This is a genomic window from Aeromicrobium sp. HA, from assembly GCF_027171405.1.
Lineage (GTDB): Bacteria > Actinomycetota > Actinomycetes > Propionibacteriales > Nocardioidaceae > Aeromicrobium > Aeromicrobium tamlense.
Genome location: NZ_CP114372.1, coordinates 2,018,513 through 2,039,285 on the forward strand (window position 1 = coordinate 2,018,513; position 20,773 = coordinate 2,039,285).

Below are 20,773 nucleotides of genomic sequence, written 5' to 3' on the forward strand. Positions count from 1 at the left end.
CATCGTCCGCCCCGCGGGCCGCGACGCAACCCCGCGCGCGGAGACGATGTGCCCCCAGGCACCCCCGCGGTGCCGTAGGTTGGCCACTCGGCCGCCCCGCGAGGAGATCCACGTGAACGACGACCTGACGATTCGTACCGCAACACCGGAGGACGTGTCCTGGGCCCTCGCCCTGCGGCACCGCGTCTATGCGGAGGAGCTCGGGCAGCACCCGACCAACGCCGACGGCCTCCTCACCGACACGCTGGACGGCGACAACGTCTACCTCGTCGCGGCCCGCGACGGCGAGCCGGTCGGCTTCGTGAGCGTCACGCCGCCGTGGGTGGGCCGGTTCGGCCTCGACAAGTACGTCACCCGCGAGGAGCTCCCGCTGCTCGACGAGCCCGACGTGTTCGAGGTCCGCATCCTCACGGTGCGGCCCGACCAGCGGCACACCGGCGTCGCCACGCTGCTGATGTACGCCGCGATGCGCTGGGTGGCCAGCCGCGGCGGTCGCACGATCGTCGCGATGGGGCGCAGCGAGGTCATGGACCTCTACCGCGGCGTCGGGCTCGTGCCCACCGGCCGCACGGTGACCAGCGGCTTGGTCGACTTCGAGGCCATGAGCACGTCCGTCGCCGCTCTCACGGCGCTCGCGCTCGGTCCGTTCGCGGAGCTCGTCGAGCGCTGGCGGACCACCGTCACGTGGGAGCTCGACGCCCCGTTCGCCACCCGCCCCGACGGCTGCGAGCACGGCGGCGCGTCGTTCGGCGCGATCGGCACCGCCTTCCGCACGCTCGAGCGCCGCACCGAGGTCGTCGCCGCCGACGTCCTCGACGCCTGGTTCGAGCCGGCGCCCGGCGCGCGCGCCCTGCTCGCCGAGGATCCGGGGTGGCTCGCCCGCACGTCCCCGCCGTCCGACGCCGAGGGACTGCTCGCCGAGATCGCCGCCCAGCGCGGTCTGCCGATCGACGCGCTCGCGGTGGGGTCCGGGTCCTCCGACCTCATCTTCCGCGCCTTCACGTCCTGGCTCACGCCGTCCAGCCGGGTGCTGCTCGTCGACCCCGGGTACGGCGAGTACGCCCACGTCACCGAGCGCGTCGTCGGCTGCCACGTCGAGCGGTTCGTCCTCCGGCGCGAGGACGGCTGGCGCGTCGACACCGAGGCCCTCGCGGCCACGGCGGCCGCGGGCGCGTACGACCTCGTCGTGGTGGTGAACCCGAACAACCCCACGGGTCGGCTGACGCCCGCGGAGGACCTCCGTCGTGCGATCACCGCATCGCCGGACGGGACCCGCTGGTGGGTCGACGAGGCCTACCTGGGCTACGTCGGCCCCGGGGAGTCCCTGGCCGGGCTGGCCGCCACCGACCCGCGCCTCGTCGTGTGCACCTCGCTGTCGAAGATGTACGCACTGTCGGGGATGCGCGCCGCCTACCTCGTGGCGCGCCCCGAGACCGCGACCGCGATGCGCCGCCTCACCCCGCCGTGGCAGGTCAGTCTCCCGGCGCAGGTCGCCGCCGTCGCGGCGCTGCGCGATCCCGACCACTACCGCGACGCCTGGGACCGGACCCACGAGCTGCGCCGCGACCTCGCCAAGCGGCTGGACGCGATCGGAGGCCTCGAGGTCGAGGACTCCGAGGCGAACTTCCTGTGCCTCACCCTCCCCCGCGGCGGGCCGAGCGCGGCCTCCTTCGTCGCCGCGCTGCGCGAGCACGACGTCTTCCTGCGCGACCTGTCGCCGCTCTCGCCCGCCTACGAGGGCCGGACCGTACGGGTCGCGGTGCGTGACGTGGAGGAGAACGACCGCATCGTCGCCGCCTGCGCCGAGGTGCTGGGCCGCTGATGGTCTCCGTCGAGTCGCTCGTCCCCTGGATCGGCGGCGCCCTGGTGATCGGCGGGATCGCGGTCCTGGCGTCCCGGCGCGGGGAGCTGATCCGTCGCTGGCTCATCTGGGCCGGAGCCGTGCCGGTCGTCGTGGCCCTGTTCTGGTGGGGCGGGCCCGGGACGGCCCTGCTCGCCTCGGTGGCCGGCATCGTCGCGGCGATCGAGCTCGGGATCCTGCTCGGGCTGCGCCGCGAGGACGTCGTGGTGCTCGGCGTCGCCCTGGTCGGCGTCGTGGGCACCGCCTGGCTCGAGCCCGACCTCGTCCTGCACGCGCTGGGCGCCGGGGCGCTGCTCGTCGTGGCGCCGCCGCTCCTGCAGGGCGACGCGGACGAGGGGCTGCGCCGGATCAGCGGTGGGCTCCTGGGGCTCGCCTGGCTGGCTCCGCTCGCCGGGCTCGTGACGCTCGGGGGCACCGCGCTGGCCCTGTTCGTCGCCGTGTCGGTGGCCGACATCGTCGCGTTCTTCGCCGGGCCCCGACTCGGCGGACCACGGCTGTCGCCCCTGTCCCCGGCGAAGCGGTGGAGCGGCCTGCTGGTCGGTGCCGCGGCGGGCATCGCCGTGCTCGCGCTGCTCGGCGCGCTGACGTGGCCCACCGCGATCGCGGTCGCCGTCGGCGCCCCGGCCGGCGACCTCCTGGAGTCCCTCGTCAAGCGCGGCGTGCGGGCGAAGGACTCCGGCACCATGATGGCCGGCGCCGGCGGGCTGCTGGACCGGATCGACTCCACGCTCCTGGCGCTGGCCACCGTCCTGCTCCTGTCCTGAGCGCGCGACCCCGGACACACGAGAGCGGCGCGGCCGACCCTTCCCAGGGTCGACCGCGCCGCGGCTCGTGACGGTCAGCTGCAGCCGCTGGTGCTGCCGCAGCCCTCGCAGACGTGGCAGGAGCCGGCCGGCCGCATCTTCGTGCCGCAGGTCATGCACAGCGGGCTGTCGACCGCCGCGCCCGTGATCTCCTCCAGCAGCTCCGCCGAGGTGTGCGCCTGGCCGGAGGCCGGACGCGCCGTCTCGATCTGGACCTCGACCGCCGCGGCGTCGGCGACCTGCGCCTCGGCCTTCAGCTCGGCCGCGGCCTCGCTCGAGGCGCCCGCGGGCTCCTCGGAGACCAGCTCGGCCGCCGTCGTGCCGTCACCCTTGACCGGCTCGTACGAGCCCGTGTCCAGGTAGCGCTGACGCTCCTCGACCGAGTGGATGGACATCGCCGAACGGGTGTCGAAGTCCAGGTAGTCCAGCGCCACCCGGCGGAACACGTAGTCCATGATCGACTGCGCCATCCGCACGTCCGGGTCGTCGGTCAGACCGGCGGGCTCGAACTTGAGGTTCGTGAACTTGCTGACGAAGGTCTCCAGCGGCACGCCGTACTGCAGGCCGATCGACACCGCGATGCTGAACGCGTCCATCACGCCGGCCAGGGTCGAGCCCTGCTTGCCGAGCTTGAGGAAGATCTCGCCCAGCGTGCCGTCGTCGTGGGCGCCGGAGGTCATGTAGCCCTCGGCACCGCCGACGCTGAAGCTGGTGGTGATCGACGCGCGCGACTTCGGCAGGCGACGACGGATCGGCTTCTCGACGATCTTCTCGACGACCTGGACCTCGGTGGCCTTCGGCGCGTCGGTCTTGTCGTCCTGGGCCTTCTGGCTGGACAGCGGCTGGCCGACCTTGCAGTTGTCGCGGTAGACCGCGAGCGCCTTCAGGCCGAGCTTCCAGCCCTGGAAGTAGACGTCGGCGATCTCGTCGACCGTGGAGGTCTCGGGCATGTTGACCGTCTTGCTGATGGCGCCGGACAGGAACGGCTGGCAGGCCGCCATCATCCGGACGTGGCCCATCGGCTTGATGGCACGCTCGCCGACCGCGCAGTCGAAGACCTCGTAGTGCTCGGGGCGCAGGCCCGGGGCGTCGATGACGTGGCCCTTCTCGGCGATGTACTCCACGATCGCCTCGATGGTCTCGCCGGTGTAGCCCAGCTTCTCCAGCGCGACGGGGATCGTCTGGTTGACGACCTGCAGCGAGCCGCCGCCGACGAGCTTCTTGAACTTGACCAGCGAGAAGTCCGGCTCGATGCCGGTGGTGTCGCAGTCCATCATGAAGCCGATCGTGCCGGTGGGCGCCAGGACCGAGGCCTGCGAGTTGCGCCAGCCGTTCTTCTCACCGATCTTCAGGTTGGCCGCCCACTGCTTGGTGGCCTCCTTCTGCACGGCGATGTCCATCGCGTGCTTGGAGCGGATCTCGTCGTTGGCCGCCTGGTGCTTGCGCATGACGCGCTGGTGGCCGTCGACGTTGGCCGCGTAGCCCTCGTAGGCGCCGACGACACCCGCGAGCTCGGCGCTGCGACGGTAGGACGTGCCCGTCATGAGCGACGTGATCGACGCGGCGAGCGCGCGGCCGCCCTCGGAGTCGTACGCCAGGCCCGAGGCCATCAGCAGGGCGCCGAGGTTGGCGTAGCCGATGCCGAGCTGGCGGAACTTGCGGGTGGTGTCGCCGATCGCCTCGGTCGGGAAGTCGGCGAAGCAGATCGAGATGTCCATCGCGGTGATGATGAACTCGACGCTCTTGACGAACTTCTGCGTGTCGAAGGTGCCCTCGTCGGTGAGGAACTTCAGCAGGTTGAGGCTGGCCAGGTTGCAGCTGGAGTTGTCCAGGTGCATGTACTCGCTGCACGGGTTCGAGGCGGTGATGCGGCCCGACTCCGGCGTGGTGTGCCAGTCGTTGATCGTCGAGTCATACTGGATGCCCGGGTCGGCGCAGGCCCACGCGGCCTGGGCCATCTTGCCCCACAGGTCGCGGGCGTCGATCTCCTCGATGACCTCGCCGGTGGTGCGGGCGCGCAGGCCGAAGGCGGTGCCGGCCTCGACGGCCTCCATGAACTCGTCGTTGACGCGGACCGAGTTGTTGGCGTTCTGGTACTGGACGCTGGTGATGTCGGAGCCACCCAGGTCCATGTCGAAGCCCGCGTCACGCAGCACGCGGATCTTCTCCTCCTCGCGCTCCTTGGTCTCGACGAACTCGACGATGTCGGGGTGGTCGACGTCGAGCACGACCATCTTGGCGGCGCGACGGGTGGCGCCACCGGACTTGATCGTGCCGGCGGAGGCGTCGGCGCCACGCATGAAGGAGACCGGGCCCGAGGCGGTGCCGCCGGAGGAGCGGAGCAGCTCCTTGCTCGAGCGGATGCGCGACAGGTTCAGGCCGGCACCGGAGCCGCCCTTGAAGATCAGGCCCTCCTCGCGGTACCAGTTCAGGATCGAGTCCATCGAGTCGTCGACCGCCAGGATGAAGCACGCGCTGACCTGCTGCGGGCTGGACGTGCCCACGTTGAACCACACCGGGCTGTTGAAGCTGAAGACCTGGTGCAGGAGCATGTACGTCAGCTCGTGCTCGAAGATCTCGGCGTCGGCGTCGGAGGAGAAGTAGCCGAAGTCCTTGCCGGCCTTGACGTACGTGAGCACCACGCGGTCGAGCAGCTGGCGCAGGCTCTGCTCACGCTCGGGCGTGCCCACGGCGCCGCGGAAGTACTTGGTGGTGACGATGGTGGAGGCGTTGAGGCTCCAGAAGTCGGGGAACTCCACGCCACGCTGCTCGAAGACGGTCTCGCCGGTCTTCCAGTTGGTCTGGACGACGTCGCGACGCTCCCACGTGACCGCGTCGTAGGGGTGCACGCCTTCGGTGGTGTGGACGCGCTCGATCTTGAGTCCGGCCTTGGAGGCGGACTTGCGGCTGGTGCGAGGGGCGGGTCCCGAGTTCCCGCCGACCGTCTCGGTCATGTGGTGCTCCTGTCCTGGTGGTGCTGCGTGGTTGGGTGTGGCGTCTGGTGGGGGTCCGTCAAGACCCGTGTCCGGGGTCGGCCGCGTCGAGCTCGGCCTCGTCCAGCGTGGAGATGTCGGCGTGGTCGGCCATCAGCCCGGCGATCTCGGCGACGAAGTCGTCGGCGGAGTCGAAGGACTTGTAGACCGAGGCGAACCGCAGGTACGCGACCTCGTCGAGGGTGCGCAGCGGCTCGAGGATGGCCAGTCCGATGTCCTGCGTGTTGATCTCGGCCTGGCCCGAGGCCCGCAGGGTGTCCTCGACCTGCTGGCCCAGGCACGCGAGGTCGTCGGTGGAGACCGGGCGGCCCTTGCAGGCCTTGGCGACGCCGGCGACCGCCTTCTCGCGGACGAACGGCTCGGTGGCGCCCGAGCGCTTCACGACCATGAGCTGCATCTGCTCGATCGTGGTGAAGCGCTTCTCGCACTGCGAGCACGCGCGACGACGACGGATCGAGCCGCCCTCGTCGGCGACGCGGGAGTCGAGCACGCGGGTGTCGGTGTTCCGGCAGAACGGGCAGTGCATGGCTTCCTCCTCGCGTCGGGCGGATCGGGGTCCCCGTGGACGGGCCTGGGGACGAGCTGTGGACAGATCCTCGCGGGCTGTGGGCAACAGCAGGATTGCTGTGGACCTATATGTGGAGAATCACATCCGTGTAACTACTAGATGTAGTGGTCACTCTACGTGCCAGTGAGCCCGTAAGCAACAACTTCGCAGACACGTCCGACAGAATGCGTCGACGCCCCTGCAACCCCGGCGTTTGCGCTGGTGGGAACGGGGGCGACGGTCTCTCGAGTCGCGGAGTCCTGGCGTGTCGGCCACCATCGAGGGGTCACCCGCCCGCGATCGCCGCCCCGAGAATCGAGAGGAGCCCGCGCGCCGCCACCGCGTCGCCCGTCACCCGATGACAACGTCCCTGCCTCGCGAGCTCCGTTCCGCACGCCTGCGCGCCCTGGCCGTCCTGACCGACCGCCTGGGCGACGTCACCCCAGCCCGCACAGCGCTCGACGCCGCGCTGGCCGCGCCGCCGCGAGGCGCTGACGACTGGGAGCCCGACGCCATCCTGGCGCGGGCGTGGGAGATCGCCGGGCTGGAGCGGCCTCCCGGCCGGGTCCCCGCGGACGACACCGCTCCCGTCCTGCGTCTGCTGGCGACGTGCGCTCATCGATCCCTGCCCGAAGCGGCACGCATCGCGCTCGTGCTCAGCGCGGCCGCTGGGTTGTCCACCGATGACATCGGGCACGTGTTCGCCGCCCCCGAGTCGGTCATGGCCCAGCGGATCGCCTGGGCCGAGATGCGGGTGCGGCCGAGCCTCGGGGAGCCGATCGCCGAAGAGGACGTCTCGGCGCAGCTCGGTCGTGTGCTCGACGTCCTGATGCTGATCTTCGACGACGGCGTCGTGCACCCCCACGCGCCCGTCGACCTGCCGTGGGAGGCGGTCGAGACCACCCGGGTGCTCATCGAGCTCTTCCATGGCGAGCAGGAGCCACGCGCCCTGCTGGCGCTCATGCTGCTCACCCGGGCGCGACGCGACGCACGTCAGGAGTCCGACGGCACCCTGCGCGCGCTCGAGGTCCAGGACCGCGACCTGTGGCACCACGCCGAGATCGAGGAAGGGCTGTTCCTGCTGCGGGGCAGCCAGCGCCAGGGGCGCACCGGCCCCTACCAGGTCCGCGCCTCCATCCAGGCCGCGCACGTCACGGCCCACGAGGCGTCCGACACCGACTGGCCCCGCCTGCTGACGCTGTACGACCGCCTCATGGAGCTCGCACCCTCCGACGCCGTCGCGCTCGGGCGGGCGTGCGCGGTGGCCGAGGTGACGGGACCCGAGGCCGCGCTGGAGTCGGTCGAGCGCATGGGCGTCGACACGCACCTCTTCCACGCCACCCGTGCCGAGCTGCTGCGCCGGATGGGCCGCGCCGAGGAGGCAGACCGAGCATGGACCGCAGCGGTCGCACGCGCGCGCAGCGCGTCGGAGCACCAGAGGCTGCGCGGCGAGGTGGAGCGCTAGTCACGTCACATCCGCTGCGGTTGCGAGCCGCTGCGAGCACCCTACGGTGGAGGCATGGCCACCAAACCCAAGTACACGGTTCCCGGTCTCAGCATCGCCGATGGCGAGAGCATCGCGAAGACGCTGCAGGACCGGTTGAACGCACTCAACGACCTGATGCTGACCCTGAAGCATGTGCACTGGAACGTCGTGGGGCCCCACTTCATCGCCGTGCACGAGATGATCGATCCCCACGTCGTGGAGGTGCGCGACATGGTCGACGAGACCGCGGAGCGCATCGCCACCCTCGGCGCCGTGCCGCTGGGCACGCCCGCCGCGATCGTCGAGGGCCGCTCGTGGGACGACTACCCGCTGGGCCGCGCGACCACGACCGAGCACCTCAAGGCACTCGACGAGGTCTACATCGGCCTCATCGACGACCACCGCAAGGCCCAGGCCGCCGTCGCCGACCTCGATCCCGTGACCGAGGACATGGTCATCGGTCAGATCAAGACGCTGGAGCTGTTCCACTGGTTCGTCCGCGCGCACCTCGAGAGCGCTGGCGGCGAGCTCAAGAGCTGACGCTCCCCCACACCCGAGAACGCCCCCGGTCCGTCGGACCGGGGGCGTTCTGCGTGCAGGGCGTCAGGCGGGGGCGGCCGCGGAGCGCCGGGCCTGCAGCACGGCGATCCCGTGGCCGGCCAGCGCGGCGAGGACCTGCAGGGTCATCGACGTGATGACGACGGCCGAGCCGAGCCACCAGTAGACCGGTCCCTCGCCCAGCCCGCTGACGAGCACGATGGCCAGGGAGACGAAGCCGAGCGCTCCCCCGGCCACGACCCAGGCCAACGCGCCCATGTCGGCGGGACGACCGCGCTGCCAGGCCCAGCCGACGACCGCGAGGACGACGAGCAGGACGGCCGCGGCGGGCCAGAGGATCTCGGTGAGCGCACTGCCGAGCCAGGCGGCGGGCGCGTCGATCCCGTGCGCCCCGGCGCGGTCGGGCACGAGCCAGGTGACCGCGCTGGCGAGCAGCAGCACCGCGGCGCGACTGAGCACCTGTCCGCGGAACCGCGTCATCACGTGGATGTGGTGACCGTGGGCGACGATGGCCATGGCGACGACCTCCTCGACATCGTTGTCCTCGTCCACGCTACGCCGCCCCGGCGTCCGGCGGGACCACTACCGCACGAAGGCGTGTCGAACGACGGGAGAACAGACGCACACGGCGCCCACCGGCCCCTTCCCCGAGGCAACGATGGGCGCCGTGTGCTGGCGCGGCGGACGACCGGAGAGGTCAGTCCTGGACCGGCACCGCGAGGGTGGAGCCGATCGGCAGCGAGGCGCCGTCCTCGAGCGCGTTCAGCTTGACGATCTCGTCGACGGTCGAGCGGATGTCGGCGTTGGGACGCGCCTCGGCGGCGATGCTCCACAGGGTCTGTCCGGGCTGGACGGTCACCGTGGTGACGATGCCCGGCTCGGAGGCCGAGTCGGTGGCCGCGACCGCGGAGCCGAAGACGATCGCGAGCGTCGTGATGACGGCGAGCGCCACGGCCACGATCACGGCGCGGCCACGGCCCGTGAGCCGCAGCGGGGCCGCGGGCTGCACGGCGGCCGACACGTAGGTCGTGCGGGTCACGGCGGGGCGACGCAGGTCGAGCGCCGGGAACGGGGTGTGGTCGAGGGTGATGCTCATGATGGCCTCCGGGGAAGTTCGGGCTGTCGTGCTGTTCGATTCGATCAGGTGTTCTATCGAACACACGAACGACTGTACGGGTCGGCTCCGACAGAATCGAGCATCGTCGAAATTTTGTTCGAATCGGCGTGTCGTGCGGGCCGCCGCACGCGCCGCTAGCGTCGAGGCATGTCGATCGTGCGCACCTTCCTCACCGCGTGGCGTCAGGCCTCGGCCCGCCAGGCGCCACTGCTGGCCGCGGGCGTCGCCTTCTACCTGTTCACGTCGCTCTTTCCCGCGCTCATCGCCGCCGTCTCGATCTACGGCCTGGTCGCCGACCCCGAGACGGTGGCCGAGCAGACGACCCGGATCTCCGACGCCCTGCCCGCCGACGCGGCGTCGCTCGTCAACGGCCAGCTCGAGCAGCTGACCTCCGCCCCGTCCGGCTCGCTGGGACTCAGCGCCGTGATCGCCATCGTGCTCGCCGTCTACGCCGCGTCGGGCGGCATCGGCAACCTCGTCACCGCGATCAACCAGCTGTACGGCGTGCAGGACGGACGGTCGTTCGTGAGGAGCAAGGCGCTCGCCCTCGGCCTGACGGGTGCCGGCGTGGTGTTCGGCCTCGTCGCGATCTCCCTCGTGGCCGTGGTGCCCGCCGTCCTCAACCTCGTCGACGTCGTGCCGGGGATCAGGCTGCTGGCCAACGTGCTGCGCTGGGTGTTGCTGGCCGGCGGCATCGTCGTGGCGATCGGCGTGCTCTACCGGGTGGCGCCCGACCGTCCGGCCACGGGCAGCATCGTCACGAAGGGCGTGCTGATGGCGTCCGCGCTGTGGCTGCTGGTGTCCGTGGGCTTCTCGCTGTACGTCGACCTGTTCGGCAACTACTCGAAGACCTACGGCGCGCTCGCCGGCGTGGTCGTGCTGCTGCTGTGGCTCTGGATCGGCATGTACGCGATCCTGCTGGGCGCCTGCGTCGAGGCCGCCCGCGAGCACATCGTCACGCGCGAGACCCTCAGCGAGGATGAGGAGCTGGCACGCCGGCGCTCCCACGAGGCCGAGATCGCGGCGGGTCTCGACCGCTTCACCGACGAGCTCGACGACCAGACCCGGCGCTAGGACTCAGCCGAGCAGGCGGCCGAGGAGGAAGGCGAGCGCGCCGACCACCACGACCAGCGCGATGACCCCGCTGACGATCTCGACCGGGCGCAGCCCGTGGTCGGGCACGCCGCGACGCTGCAGGTCGACCTCGAAGTCGGGCAGCAGCAGCTGCAGGTCGACCGTGGCGTGGTCGGCGACGCCGTGCTCGCGCAGCACCTCGCGGGCCGACGCCTCGATCTCGGCCAGGTCGTCGGCCGTGGAACGACCCACCCCCGACACGTCGACCGTCCAGCCGTCGCCCTCGCGCGTACCCACGACCACGTAGCTCACGCCCACACCCTAGGCCACCGACACCGGACACGCCGTATCGAACACGTGTTTGATCCGCGGTCGCCCCGCGGCTACCGTCGTGCCATGAGCGAGAACCTGGACGAGCCGGTCGACCTGACGGGACTGACCAAGCGCCAGCGGCGCATCCTGGTCTTCCTGAAGGACCACATCGAGTCACGCGGCTACCCGCCGAGCATGCGCGAGGTCGGCGCCGCGTGCGACCTGGCCAGCACGTCCTCGGTCTCGCACCAGCTCCGGATGCTCGAGCGCAAGGGCTTCATCCGCCGCGACCCGAACCGTCCGCGCGCGCTCGAGATCTTCCTGCCCGACGCGAAGCCCGCGATGCGCAGCCGTCCGGTCGAGGTCGACGAGACCGACAGCGGCGACGCGGTCCCCCAGCCGGCCTACGTGCCGATGGTGGGCCGCATCGCGGCCGGCGGCCCGATCCTGGCCGAGCAGCGCGTCGAGGAGGTCATGCCGCTGCCCCGCTCGCTCGTCGGCGACGGCACCCTGTTCCTGCTCGAGGTCAAGGGCGACTCGATGGTCGAGGCGGCGATCTGCGACGGCGACTACGTCGTGATCCGCCAGCAGCAGGTCGCCGAGAACGGCGAGATCGTCGCCGCCATGATCGACGGCGAGGCCACGGTGAAGACGCTCAGCCGCAAGGACGGCCAGGTCTGGCTGCTCCCCCAGAACGCGGCCTACGAGCCGATCGACGGCACCGACGCGCAGATCATCGGCAAGGTCACCGCGGTCCTGCGTCGCGTCTGACGCTCAGTCGTCGGCAGGCTCGACCGGTCGGGCCTGCCACGCACTGGCGACCATGTCGTCGAGGGTGTGCGTGAGCTTCCAGTCCAGGTCGCGCGCCGCCCGCTCCCCCGAGGCCACGATGCGGGCCGGGTCGCCGGGGCGTCGTCCCATGACCTCGGGCTCGAAGTCCACGCCCGTGGCGGTCGAGACCGCCTGCATGATCTGGCGCACGGACACGCCGTCGCCGTTGCCGAGGTTGTAGACCGGCTCGAGGTCCCGGCCGTCCAGCAGTCGGCGCACCGCGGTGACGTGCGCCTCGGCGAGGTCGGCCACGTGCACGTAGTCACGCACGCACGTGCCGTCGGGCGTCGGATAGTCCTCGCCGAAGATTCTCGGTCGGTGTCCCTGCGAGAGCGCCTTGATCACCAGCGGGAAGAGGTTGTGCGGGCTCGAGTCGTACAGGTCGGGCTCACCCGAGCCGACCACGTTGAAGTACCGCAGCGAGGTGTGACGCAGTCCGGTGGCGACCCCCTGATCGCGGATCATCCACTCCCCCACGAGCTTGGACTCGCCGTACGGCGACTCCGGATGGGTCGCGGTGTCCTCGGTGACCACCTCGACGTCGGGCGTGCCGTAGACCGCGGCGCTGCTGGAGAACACGATCGCACCGATGTCGAGACGCTCCATGGCTCGGAGCAGACTCAGCGTGCCGCCGACGTTCTGGCGCCACGTGTGCACCGGCTGCTCCACCGAGACGCCCGCGTACTTGAACGCGGCCAGGTGGATGACTGCCTCGATCGGGTGATCGGCGAGCTGGTCGACCAGCTGCTTCGCGTGCAGGACGTTGAGGTCGATGAACGGGACGCCTGGCCGGACGAACTCGCGGTGGCCGCTGGAGAGGTCGTCGACGACCACCGACTCCAGACCCGCCCGCTCGAGCGCCCGCACCACGTGCGCGCCGATGTAGCCGGCTCCGCCGGTGACCAGGATCGCCATGGTGGCAGCCTAGGACGCCGGACTACTGCCGGAAGCGCAGGGTGCCGACCGACTTGTTCTTGCCCCGGGTGACCTTGACGGTCTTGGCCCCGGAGAAGCCGCGCGAGATGCCGCGCCACGAGTCGGCGTTCACGACGATCCGGTAGCGACCCGACGCCAGGCCGGTGACCTTGAACTTGCCGGCGCCGTCGGTCATCGCGGTGCGGTAGACCTTCTTGCCGTCGGTGGACGTCAGGCGGATCATCAGCTCGGTGCGGGGCTTGACCTTCGCCGCCGTCACGCGGCCGCTGACCGAGCCGCCCTTGTAGTTCTTCAGGCCGACCCGCATCGACGAGCCCTTGACGTAGACCAGCTTGTAGGTGCCCGAGGTCCAGGCACGGCAGTGCTGGCGGTACATCCGGTAGTTCTTGGCCTTCCACTTCTCGAAGCCACGGTCGAGGCCGTTGAAGTAGCCGTCGTTGTTCTTGTAGCGGCTCTTGTACCAGGCGTGGCAGCCGGTGCGGCGGCCCATCTCGAACCAGTACCAGCCCTCGCCGAGGCTGACCTTGCGGCCGGTGCCGGCGCGCACGACGTCGGAGGCCAGGATCTTGCGGCCCTTCGCGTACTCACGGACGGTGAGGTAGCGGTCGACCTTGGCCGAGCTGGCCTTGCCCTGGTAGCCGCCGGCGACGACGCTGACCGTGGTGCGGCCGCGGCCGATGTTCTGCACGCGGCCGGTCAGGCCGGCGTTCGGCAGGTGCAGCATGCGCGCGGTGGAGCGCGACTCGCCGCGGTTGTTCACGACGGCGTGGCACGTGCCCCAGGCACGGTCGTTCGAGCCGAACCACAGGCTGCCCGCGGGCTTGACCGCGTAGATGCGGTTCGCCGAGGTGGGCAGGAAGCCGACCTCGTAGCGGCCGCTGGAGTTCGTGCGGGTACGGCCGTAGACGTTGCCGCAGGACATGAAGTCGAGGTCACGCAGCACGCGCGAGGACCTCGACCAGTACGGCGGGCGGCCGACGACCGTGACCTCGGTGCCGGAGACGGCCTTGGAGCCGTTGACGACCTGGCCGCGGATCGAGGAGTAGCGGGCGTTGGCCACGTAGCGGTAGTTGAGGCCGCGGGTCACCTTGATCTTGGTGCCGGCGCCCATGTCGCGCGCACCGCCGACGAAGGCACCCTTGCCGTTGCCGCGCCACCACCAGGAGCGACGCTCGCCACCGGAGGTGCCGATGACGTGCAGCTTGTACGTGGCCGACGGCGAGTTGTTCGCGCCCATGCGGACGCGGAACGCGAACCGACCGGCGTTGCGCTCGACGTCGGAGGCGGTGGAGACCAGCACGTTGCGGTTGCGCGAGCCGATGCGCCACAGCTCGACCTTGACGCCGGTGGCGGCCGCGCCGCCCGTGCGGGCGACGGTGCCGGCGATCGTGCCGTAGGTGACCTTGGCCTGCTGGGTGATGGGGCGCGGGGACGCGCCGCTCATGCGCACCACGGCCTTGGGCTTGGCGCGCCAGTTCGTGTTGCGGAAGGTGACGTAGCCGGCGGACCTCGCCTTGACCTTGAAGCTGCGCTTCTGCGCGGAGGCGCCCTCGACCCAGATCGTGCCCTTGCAGGCCTTCTTCTTGGTGCAGCGCGCCCAGACCGAGCCGTAGCCGGCGTTGGTCATGGCGACGAGGGACGTCTTGGTCGACAGCGTGCCCGCGGCCTCCGCGGGTGCGACGGTGACGAAGAGAGATCCGACGAGCGCCAGGCATGCAGCGGCGAGCGAGGGAAGACGGAACGGCATGGGATCCCCGAGCTGGTTGAGCGATGAGTCCGGGCCACGGTATCAAACCGCGGCCGGATCCCCCGCCTTCGCCGACTCGTCGAGGCGTCGCAGTGCGGCGGTCACGACCTGACGGTCGGTGGTGCGCCACAGCGGCGGCAGGGACGACGCGAGGAACCCGCCGTAGCGTGCGGTGGCGATGCGCGGGTCGAGGATCGCGACCACGCCGCGGTCGGTGGAGCGCCGGATCAGGCGGCCCACGCCCTGCGCCAGCAGCAGTGCGGCGTGCTGGGCGGCGACCTGCATGAAGCCGTTGCCCCCGCGACGCTCGACCAGCCGCTGGCGCGCACTGCTGAGCGGGTCGTCGGGTCGCGGGAACGGGATCCGGTCGATGAGCACGAGGGTGCAGGTGTCGCCCGGGAGGTCGACGCCCTGCCACAGGCTGAGGGTGCCGAACAGGCACGCGCTGGGCTCGTCGGCGAATCGACGCGCGAGCTCGGGCAGCTGGGCGTCGCCCTGGCAGAGGATCTCGAGCTCGGGCAGCGACTCGCGCACGTACTGGGCGGCGCGCTCGGCCGCGCGACGCGACGAGAAGAGCCCGAGGGTGCGGCCTCCGGCCGCCTTGATGAGGGCCGTGATCTCGCCGAGCTGCTCGGCCTCGAGCCCGTCGCGGCCGGGGGCCGGCAGGTGCTTCGCGACGTAGAGGATGCCCTGGCGCTGGTAGTCGAACGGCGAGCCGACGTCGAGCCCGGTCCAGTCCGACCCCTTGAGGTCGAGGCCGAGCGAGGCGGCGACGGGGGCGAAGGAGCCGCCGAGCGTGAGCGTGGCGCTGGTGAGCACGACGGTCTTCTCGCCGAAGAGCTTCTCGCGCAGGGCGCCCGACACGTCGATCGGCGCGATGCGCAGGTGCAGACCGCTGCGGCCCTCGCCCAGCCACAGCACCTCGGTCTCGCGGCCGGCGGCCATCCGCTCGGCGACCTGGCGGACGTCGTCGATCGTGCTGCGGGCCTGCTGGCGACCGGGGTCGGCCTCCTCGCCCTTCTCCTTCGTGAAGTTCGAGAAGCAGGCGCGGGCGCTGTCGCGCACGAGCGCGAGCGCACCGGCCAGGGCCGGGTCGATCGCGTCGATGCGGCCGGGCTGGACGTGGGTGAGGGCGTCGGCCAGAGCGTCGGCGGCGTCGCCGAGGTCGTCGGCCGCGCCGCCGTCGTCGAGGTACGGACGGGCCCGGCGGGCGGCCCGCTCGACGAGGCCGGGATCGAGCTCGTCGGTGGAGGCCTGGGTGACGCGCGCGGCCAGCTCGTGGGCCTCGTCGACCACCACGGCGTCGAACTCGGGCAGCATCGGCACGCCCTCGATCGCGTCGATCGCGAGCATCGCGTGGTTCGTGACGACGACGTGGGCGTTGGCGGCGTCCTCCTTCGCCCGCTCGGCGAAGCACTCGGCCGCGTACTCGCAGCGAGAGGCTCCCAGGCACTCGCGCGACGACACGCTGACCTGGCGCCAGGCTCGGTCGCCGTGGGACGGGGCGCCGTCGCGATCGCCGGTGTGGCCGCCCTCGGCCTGCTCCTCGGCCCACTCGCGCAGCTGGACGACCTCGGCCCCCAGCGACCCCTCGGGCACCTCGACGAGGACGCCCTGGTCGTCGGGGGCGCCCTGGCGCACGCGGTGCAGGCAGGCGTAGTTCGCGCGACCCTTCAGCACGGCATGGTGCGGCACCGTGGACATGGTGTCGCGGGCCGCCTCCTTGAGCGCGGGGATGTCGCGCTCGACGAGCTGGTGCTGGAGGTTGAGCGTGGCGGTGGCGACGACGACGCGCTTGTCGTGGAGCAGCGCCGGGACCAGGTAGCCGAGCGACTTGCCGGTGCCGGTGCCCGCCTGCACGAGCAGGTGGCGCTCGTCGGCGAGGGCCTGGGCGACGGCCTCGGCCATCGCGACCTGTCCGGGGCGCTCGGCCCCGCCGACCGCCGCGACGGCGGCACCCAGGACGTCGGTCACACCGGGTCGGGAGGGCATGCGAGAACGCTACCCGGCTCTACCCCGGCAGCGAGCACCGATCCACAGCCCGCCCCGTCACGGGGCCGGCTGGGGTGAGCGGTGAGTCCTCAACCCCTCCCGCACGGCTCCGGTGACCCTTCGACCTCATCCCCGGCCATACGGTTGATCACCCACCGGGACAGCCGGCGAAGGGTTGAGGACTCACCGCCCCCGAGGCCGCTCAGGGCTGCTGCGCGAACGGGGCGAGGTCGTTGGCGAGCTCGGGATGCACCCGCGCGACCACGTGGGTGCCCTCGGCGACGTGCTCGAGCGTCTCGATCTCGGCGTGCAGGTGCAGTTGGTTGACCAGGTCGCCGCGCGAGTACGGGACGACCGCGTCGACCAGCACCTCGGGCACCGGCAGGTCGGCCTCGATGGCGCTCAGCAGCTCGTCGATGCCCTCGCCCGTGCGGGCGCTCACGACGACGGCGTGCGGCTCACGCGCCAGCAGCGCCTTCAGCACGAGCGGGTCGGCCTGGTCGGCCTTGTTGATGACGATGATCTCGGGGACCTTGAAGGCCTCGATCTGCGCGAACACCTCGCGGACCGCCGCGATCTGGCTCTCGGGATCGGGGTGCGAGCCGTCGACCACGTGCAGCACGAGGTCGGCGTCGGCCACCTCCTCCAGCGTGGACCGGAACGCCTCGACCAGCTGGTGGGGCAGGTGCCGGACGAAGCCGACCGTGTCGGACAGCGTGTAGACGCGGCCGTCCGAGGTCTCGGCGCGACGCGTGGTGGGGTCGAGGGTGGCGAACAGCGCGTCCTCGACGAGCACGCCCGCACCCGTGAGCCGGTTGAGCAGGCTCGACTTGCCGGCATTCGTGTAGCCCGCGATCGCCACGGACGGGATCTTGTTGCGGCGGCGCTCGGCCTTCTTCGTCTCGCGCGTGCCGCGCAGCTCCTTGAGCTCACGGCGCAGCTTGGCCATCTTGGCCTGGATGCGACGACGGTCGGTCTCGAGCTTGGTCTCACCGGGGCCGCGGCCGCCGATGCCCTCGCCGCCGGCCGCCCGCCCGCCGGCCTGACGCGACAGGTTGCCGCCCCAGCCGCGCAGGCGCTGGGTCTGGTACTGCAGCTGGGCCAGCTCGACCTGGGCCTTGCCCTCGGCGCTCTTCGCGTGCTGGGCGAAGATGTCGAGGATCAGCGCGACGCGGTCGACGACCTTGACCTTGACGCGGTCCTCGAGGTTGCGCAGCTGGCTGGGCGCGAGCTCGCCGTCGCAGATCACGGTGTCGGCACCGGTGGCCTGCACGGCGTCGCGCAGCTCGTCGACCTTGCCGCGGCCGATGAAGGTCGCCGGGTCGGGCTTCTGACGACGCTGGACGAGGGCGTCGAGCACGTCGGAACCTGCCGTCTCGGCGAGCGCCTTCAGCTCGGTGAGCGAGTTCTCGGCGTCCTCCACCGAGCCCTCGGTCCACACGCCGACGAGGACGACCCGCTCCAGCCGCAGCTGGCGGTACTCGACCTCGGTGATGTCCTCGAGCTCGGTGGACAGGCCGGCGACGCGGCGCAGCGAGGACCGGTCCTGCAGGTCCATCTCGCCGGGCTGGAGCTCGACGTCGGGACGGGTCTCCTCGGTCATCCGCGCCACTCCATGGTGCCCGCGGCGACGATGCGCGCCGGGCCCCTCAGGATCGTGCGATCGGGTGAGACGGTGACGTGCAAGGTGCCTCCGGGGACGTCGACGCGGTAGGTGGTGGGGTCGGGGGCGCCGTCGGCCTTCGCGGTGGCGATCGCCACGGCGCAGGCACCGGTGCCGCAGGAGCGGGTCTCGCCCGAGCCGCGCTCGTGCACGCGCATCGCGACGTGGTGCGTGCCGCGGCGCTCGACGAACTCGATGTTGACGCCCTCGGGGTAGACGGACTCGGCGTACCCGGGCTGCTCGAGCAGGGGGCCGGCGTCGGCCACGCGGTCGACGAACGCGACGGCGTGAGGGTTGCCGGTGTGGACCTCGAGCGCCTCCCAGGACTGGCCGCCGGCCGAGACCTTCGAGTGGGTGCCCGTGGTGAACGCGCCCATGTCGACGGCGATCTCGTCGCCGACGACGGTGAGGAACTTCAGTCCGTCGCGGGTGTCGATGGGGAACTCGGGACCCTCGACGAGGCCCTCCTCCAGCAGGTGCCGGGCGAAGACGCGGATGCCGTTGCCGCACATCTGGCTCAGCGAGCCGTCGGCGTTGCGGTAGTCCATGAACCACTCGGCGGGCGAGTTGTGACCGAGCGCGGTGCACCGCACGACCCGCATGACGCCGTCGGCGCCGAGGCCGCGGCGACGGTCGCACAGGGCGGCCACGAAGGCGGGGTCGAGATCACCGTGCAGGGTGCCGTCGTGGTCGGGCAGCAGCACGAAGTCGTTCTCGGTGCCGTGTCCCTTGAACCACGTGAATTCCATGTCCTCAGCCTACGGGGCTCCGGCGAGTGCCACAGCACGCGCGAGCAGGTCGGGATCGTCGAAGGGCAGCCAGTGGATCCGGGGGTCCTTGCGCATCATCCGGTCCTGGCGGCGGGCGAAGCGACGGGTGCCGGACTTCGTCTCCTCCTTCGCCTCCTCCTCGGTGAGGTCGCCCGCGAGCATCGCGAGCACCTGCTGGTAGCCCAGCGCCCGCGACGCGGTGGGCGAGCCGGCGAGTCCGGGCAGTCCTCGCACCTCGTCGACGAGGCCATCGGCCCACATCTGCTCGACCCGGGCGTCGATGCGCGCGTCCAGCACGTCGCGCGGCACGTCGAGGCCGATCATCACGACCTCGGGGTAGATCGACGCGTACGCGGGCATCGTGGCCGCGAAGGGCTCCCCGGTGAGCTCGCCGACCTCCAGGGCGCGCACGATGCGGCGCCCGTTCGTGGGCAGGATCGCCTCGGCCGCGGCCGGGTCGCGCCGCGCCAGCTCCTCGTGCAGCGCTTCGGGGCCGACCTCGTCGAGGCGCTCGGTCCAGCGGCGACGCACGGCGGGATCGGTGCCGGGGAAGTCCAGCGGGTCCAGGACGGCCCGCACGTACAGCGAGGACCCGCCGACGAGGATCGGGACGGCGTCGCGAGCGCGGATCTGCTCGATCGCGGCCCGCGCCTCGCGCTGGAACGCGGCGACGCTGGCCTCCTGGACGGGGTCGAGCACGTCGAGGAGGTGGTGCGGGACTCCCCCGCGCTCGTCCGGAGTCGCCTTGGCGCTGCCCACGTCCATCCCGCGGTAGAGCTGCACGGAGTCGGTGTTCACGACCTCGCCGTGCACGGCGCGCGCGAGGTCGACCGAGAGCCGCGTCTTGCCCGAGGCCGTCGGGCCCACCACGGCGACGACGGGACGGGGCGCGCTCATGGGGCCAGTCTTTCAGGCCGCCCGCGCCCGACCGCAGTACCGTGACGACCGGGACCCGACCGGCGGGACCGCAACACACGAGAGGGGAACCCCGTGGGCTTCCTGGACAAGTTCAAGGGCAAGGACGCGGAGCAGATGGTGGCCCGGGTCAAGGAGGAGGTCGCGCAGCGCGACGAGGAGGTCGACGCCGCGATCGACAAGGTGGCCGACCTCGCCGACCGCGCCACCGATGGCAAGTTCACCGAGAAGATCGACGACGCCGCGGCGAAGCTCAAGGAGGCCGCCGAGCGCCTCGACGACGAGCCGAAGGCCTGACGCAGCGCTGGGAGTGACGTGGGCGGGCCGATTACGGCGTGTCAGCCCCGGAGACGTCACGCTCAGCGCGCTCGCGGTAGTGGCGGCCCGCCCACACGAAGTACGCGAGGGCGAGGCAGAAGACCACGATCGAGGTCCAGATGTTCAGCCGGAACGGGCCGAGGTGGTTCACGGTGTCGATGCGCAGGGCCTCGATCCAGCCGCGACCCAGCGTGTAGAGCATCACGTAGAGCGCGAACACCCTGCCGTGGGTCAGCGCGAACCGCTTGCCCAGCCACACCAGCAGCGCGGCCGCCGCGAGGTTCCACAGCGCCTCGTAGAGGAACGTCGGGTGGAAGGTGGCGAACTGCTCGTAGCCGTCGGGCCGGTGACGCTCGGAGATCTCCAGGGCCCACGGCACCGTGGTGGGGCGTCCGAAGAGCTCCTGGTTGAAGTAGTTGCCCAGACGTCCGATCGCCTGCGCGACGAGCAGGCCGGGCGCCAGCGCGTCGGCCATCTTCAGGAAGTCGATGTCGTACCGCTTGCAGGCGATCCACGCGCCGACACCGCCGAACGCGATGGCGCCCCAGATGCCCAGGCCGCCCTCCCAGATCTTCAGCGCGTCGATGGGGTCGCGGCCGTCGCCGAAGTAGAGCTCGGGATCGGTGAGGACGTGGTAGATCCGCCCGCCGATGATGCCGAAGGGCACGGCCCAGATCGCGATGTCGCCGATCGCGCCCGGGCGGCCGCCCGCGGCCACGAAGCGCTTCTCGCCGATCCAGATCGCGGCGACGACGCCCGCGATGATGCACAGGGCGTAGGCGCGCAGCGGCAGCGGCCCGAGGTGCCAGACTGCCTGCTCCGGCGACGGGATGAAGGTGGCGATCGTCAT

19 protein-coding genes are annotated in these 20,773 nt (G+C 71.5%); 7 read left to right on the top strand and 12 right to left on the bottom strand.

All coding sequences use genetic code 11. The features are described from left to right. The first annotated feature begins 112 nt into the window (after positions 1 to 112). Positions 113 to 1,822 (top strand): aminotransferase class I/II-fold pyridoxal phosphate-dependent enzyme, encoded by a 1,710-nt coding sequence (locus tag O3S82_RS09950; protein ID WP_269302545.1) that lies wholly within the window; start codon positions 113 to 115, stop codon positions 1,820 to 1,822. After that, positions 1,822 to 2,625, top strand: a complete 804-nt coding sequence (locus O3S82_RS09955) for a phosphatidate cytidylyltransferase (RefSeq protein WP_269302547.1) — start codon at positions 1,822 to 1,824, stop codon at positions 2,623 to 2,625. The genes O3S82_RS09950 and O3S82_RS09955 overlap by 1 nt, the downstream gene beginning before the upstream one ends. A gap of 74 nt (positions 2,626 to 2,699) precedes the next feature. Here the strand turns inward: O3S82_RS09955 and O3S82_RS09960 are convergent, their stop codons facing one another. Continuing rightward, on the bottom strand, positions 2,700 to 5,618 hold the full coding sequence (locus tag O3S82_RS09960; protein WP_179424158.1) for a vitamin B12-dependent ribonucleotide reductase: 2,919 nt from the start codon (positions 5,616 to 5,618) through the stop codon (positions 2,700 to 2,702). Between the two features lie 58 nt (positions 5,619 to 5,676). Beyond that, positions 5,677 to 6,183, bottom strand: a complete 507-nt coding sequence (gene nrdR / locus O3S82_RS09965; protein ID WP_179424157.1) for a transcriptional regulator NrdR — start codon at positions 6,181 to 6,183, stop codon at positions 5,677 to 5,679. A gap of 379 nt (positions 6,184 to 6,562) precedes the next feature. Between nrdR and O3S82_RS09970 the strand changes: the two genes are divergently transcribed. Next, the gene (locus tag O3S82_RS09970; protein ID WP_269302550.1) at positions 6,563 to 7,669 is read left to right on the top strand and encodes a DUF6596 domain-containing protein; all 1,107 of its coding nucleotides are present in this window, start codon (positions 6,563 to 6,565) and stop codon (positions 7,667 to 7,669) included. A 54-nt stretch (positions 7,670 to 7,723) separates the two neighbouring features. Continuing rightward, positions 7,724 to 8,230 (top strand): Dps family protein, encoded by a 507-nt coding sequence (locus O3S82_RS09975; RefSeq protein ID WP_179424155.1) that lies wholly within the window; start codon positions 7,724 to 7,726, stop codon positions 8,228 to 8,230. Positions 8,231 to 8,293: 63 nt separating this feature from the next. On the opposite strand, the gene O3S82_RS09980 is transcribed toward O3S82_RS09975, so the two are convergent. Both O3S82_RS09980 and O3S82_RS09985 read right to left on the bottom strand, forming a co-directional pair. After that, a complete protein-coding gene (locus O3S82_RS09980; RefSeq protein ID WP_179424154.1) occupies positions 8,294 to 8,800 on the bottom strand; it encodes a hypothetical protein in 507 nt (168 codons plus the stop codon). Between the two features lie 145 nt (positions 8,801 to 8,945). Next, positions 8,946 to 9,344 (bottom strand): LysM peptidoglycan-binding domain-containing protein, encoded by a 399-nt coding sequence (locus O3S82_RS09985; RefSeq protein ID WP_269302552.1) that lies wholly within the window; start codon positions 9,342 to 9,344, stop codon positions 8,946 to 8,948. A 168-nt stretch (positions 9,345 to 9,512) separates the two neighbouring features. Between O3S82_RS09985 and O3S82_RS09990 the strand changes: the two genes are divergently transcribed. Next, on the top strand, positions 9,513 to 10,439 hold the full coding sequence (locus tag O3S82_RS09990; protein WP_179424152.1) for a YihY/virulence factor BrkB family protein: 927 nt from the start codon (positions 9,513 to 9,515) through the stop codon (positions 10,437 to 10,439). 3 nt (positions 10,440 to 10,442) lie between these two features. On the opposite strand, the gene O3S82_RS09995 is transcribed toward O3S82_RS09990, so the two are convergent. Then, entirely contained in the window at positions 10,443 to 10,751 is a 309-nt protein-coding gene (locus tag O3S82_RS09995) for a hypothetical protein (RefSeq protein ID WP_179424151.1), read from the bottom strand. 84 nt (positions 10,752 to 10,835) lie between these two features. Here O3S82_RS09995 and lexA point away from each other — a divergent pair, with 84 nt between their 5' ends. Beyond that, complete coding sequence (gene lexA, locus O3S82_RS10000) at positions 10,836 to 11,522, top strand: transcriptional repressor LexA (protein ID WP_269302555.1); 687 nt, start codon at positions 10,836 to 10,838, stop codon at positions 11,520 to 11,522. Between the two features lie 3 nt (positions 11,523 to 11,525). On the opposite strand, the gene galE is transcribed toward lexA, so the two are convergent. The 6 genes from galE to miaA form a co-directional block, all read right to left on the bottom strand. Next, positions 11,526 to 12,497 carry a UDP-glucose 4-epimerase GalE gene (gene galE / locus O3S82_RS10005; protein ID WP_269302557.1) on the bottom strand — a complete coding sequence of 324 codons (972 nt, stop codon included), beginning with the start codon at positions 12,495 to 12,497 and terminating at the stop codon, positions 11,526 to 11,528. A 22-nt stretch (positions 12,498 to 12,519) separates the two neighbouring features. Continuing rightward, a complete protein-coding gene (locus O3S82_RS10010; RefSeq protein WP_179424149.1) occupies positions 12,520 to 14,265 on the bottom strand; it encodes a carboxypeptidase-like regulatory domain-containing protein in 1,746 nt (581 codons plus the stop codon). Between the two features lie 42 nt (positions 14,266 to 14,307). Next, positions 14,308 to 16,257, bottom strand: coding sequence for an ATP-dependent DNA helicase (locus O3S82_RS10015; protein ID WP_269302559.1), 1,950 nt, complete (start codon positions 16,255 to 16,257; stop codon positions 14,308 to 14,310). A gap of 202 nt (positions 16,258 to 16,459) precedes the next feature. Next, positions 16,460 to 17,860, bottom strand: a complete 1,401-nt coding sequence (gene hflX / locus O3S82_RS10020; protein WP_269302561.1) for a GTPase HflX — start codon at positions 17,858 to 17,860, stop codon at positions 16,460 to 16,462. After that, positions 17,857 to 18,669 carry a diaminopimelate epimerase gene (gene dapF, locus O3S82_RS10025; protein ID WP_269302563.1) on the bottom strand — a complete coding sequence of 271 codons (813 nt, stop codon included), beginning with the start codon at positions 18,667 to 18,669 and terminating at the stop codon, positions 17,857 to 17,859. The genes hflX and dapF overlap by 4 nt, the downstream gene beginning before the upstream one ends. Positions 18,670 to 18,678: 9 nt before the next feature. Further along, complete coding sequence (gene miaA, locus O3S82_RS10030; RefSeq protein WP_269302565.1) at positions 18,679 to 19,587, bottom strand: tRNA (adenosine(37)-N6)-dimethylallyltransferase MiaA; 909 nt, start codon at positions 19,585 to 19,587, stop codon at positions 18,679 to 18,681. Between the two features lie 93 nt (positions 19,588 to 19,680). Between miaA and O3S82_RS10035 the strand changes: the two genes are divergently transcribed. Beyond that, a complete protein-coding gene (locus O3S82_RS10035; RefSeq protein ID WP_179424144.1) occupies positions 19,681 to 19,902 on the top strand; it encodes an Rv0909 family putative TA system antitoxin in 222 nt (73 codons plus the stop codon). 31 nt (positions 19,903 to 19,933) lie between these two features. Here the strand turns inward: O3S82_RS10035 and lgt are convergent, their stop codons facing one another. Beyond that, positions 19,934 to 20,773 carry a prolipoprotein diacylglyceryl transferase gene (gene lgt, locus O3S82_RS10040; RefSeq protein WP_179424143.1) on the bottom strand — a complete coding sequence of 280 codons (840 nt, stop codon included), beginning with the start codon at positions 20,771 to 20,773 and terminating at the stop codon, positions 19,934 to 19,936.

What these genes read in the sequence shown, in the direction of transcription:
- O3S82_RS09955 (WP_269302547.1), top strand. Translation starts at nt 1,822, where the DNA reads ATGGTCTCCGTCGAGTCGCTCGTCCCCTGGATCGGCGGCGCCCTGGTG.
- O3S82_RS09970 (WP_269302550.1), top strand. Translation starts at nt 6,563, where the DNA reads ATGACAACGTCCCTGCCTCGCGAGCTCCGTTCCGCACGCCTGCGCGCC.
- lgt (WP_179424143.1), bottom strand. Translation starts at nt 20,773, where the DNA reads ATGACGATCGCCACCTTCATCCCGTCGCCGGAGCAGGCAGTCTGGCAC.
- miaA (WP_269302565.1), bottom strand. Translation starts at nt 19,587, where the DNA reads ATGAGCGCGCCCCGTCCCGTCGTCGCCGTGGTGGGCCCGACGGCCTCG.
- lexA (WP_269302555.1), top strand. Translation starts at nt 10,836, where the DNA reads ATGAGCGAGAACCTGGACGAGCCGGTCGACCTGACGGGACTGACCAAG.
- O3S82_RS09985 (WP_269302552.1), bottom strand. Translation starts at nt 9,344, where the DNA reads ATGAGCATCACCCTCGACCACACCCCGTTCCCGGCGCTCGACCTGCGT.
- galE (WP_269302557.1), bottom strand. Translation starts at nt 12,497, where the DNA reads ATGGCGATCCTGGTCACCGGCGGAGCCGGCTACATCGGCGCGCACGTG.
- O3S82_RS09990 (WP_179424152.1), top strand. Translation starts at nt 9,513, where the DNA reads ATGTCGATCGTGCGCACCTTCCTCACCGCGTGGCGTCAGGCCTCGGCC.
- O3S82_RS10010 (WP_179424149.1), bottom strand. Translation starts at nt 14,265, where the DNA reads ATGCCGTTCCGTCTTCCCTCGCTCGCCGCTGCATGCCTGGCGCTCGTC.
- O3S82_RS10015 (WP_269302559.1), bottom strand. Translation starts at nt 16,257, where the DNA reads ATGCCCTCCCGACCCGGTGTGACCGACGTCCTGGGTGCCGCCGTCGCG.
- hflX (WP_269302561.1), bottom strand. Translation starts at nt 17,860, where the DNA reads ATGACCGAGGAGACCCGTCCCGACGTCGAGCTCCAGCCCGGCGAGATG.
- O3S82_RS09975 (WP_179424155.1), top strand. Translation starts at nt 7,724, where the DNA reads ATGGCCACCAAACCCAAGTACACGGTTCCCGGTCTCAGCATCGCCGAT.
- nrdR (WP_179424157.1), bottom strand. Translation starts at nt 6,183, where the DNA reads ATGCACTGCCCGTTCTGCCGGAACACCGACACCCGCGTGCTCGACTCC.
- O3S82_RS09960 (WP_179424158.1), bottom strand. Translation starts at nt 5,618, where the DNA reads ATGACCGAGACGGTCGGCGGGAACTCGGGACCCGCCCCTCGCACCAGC.
- dapF (WP_269302563.1), bottom strand. Translation starts at nt 18,669, where the DNA reads ATGGAATTCACGTGGTTCAAGGGACACGGCACCGAGAACGACTTCGTG.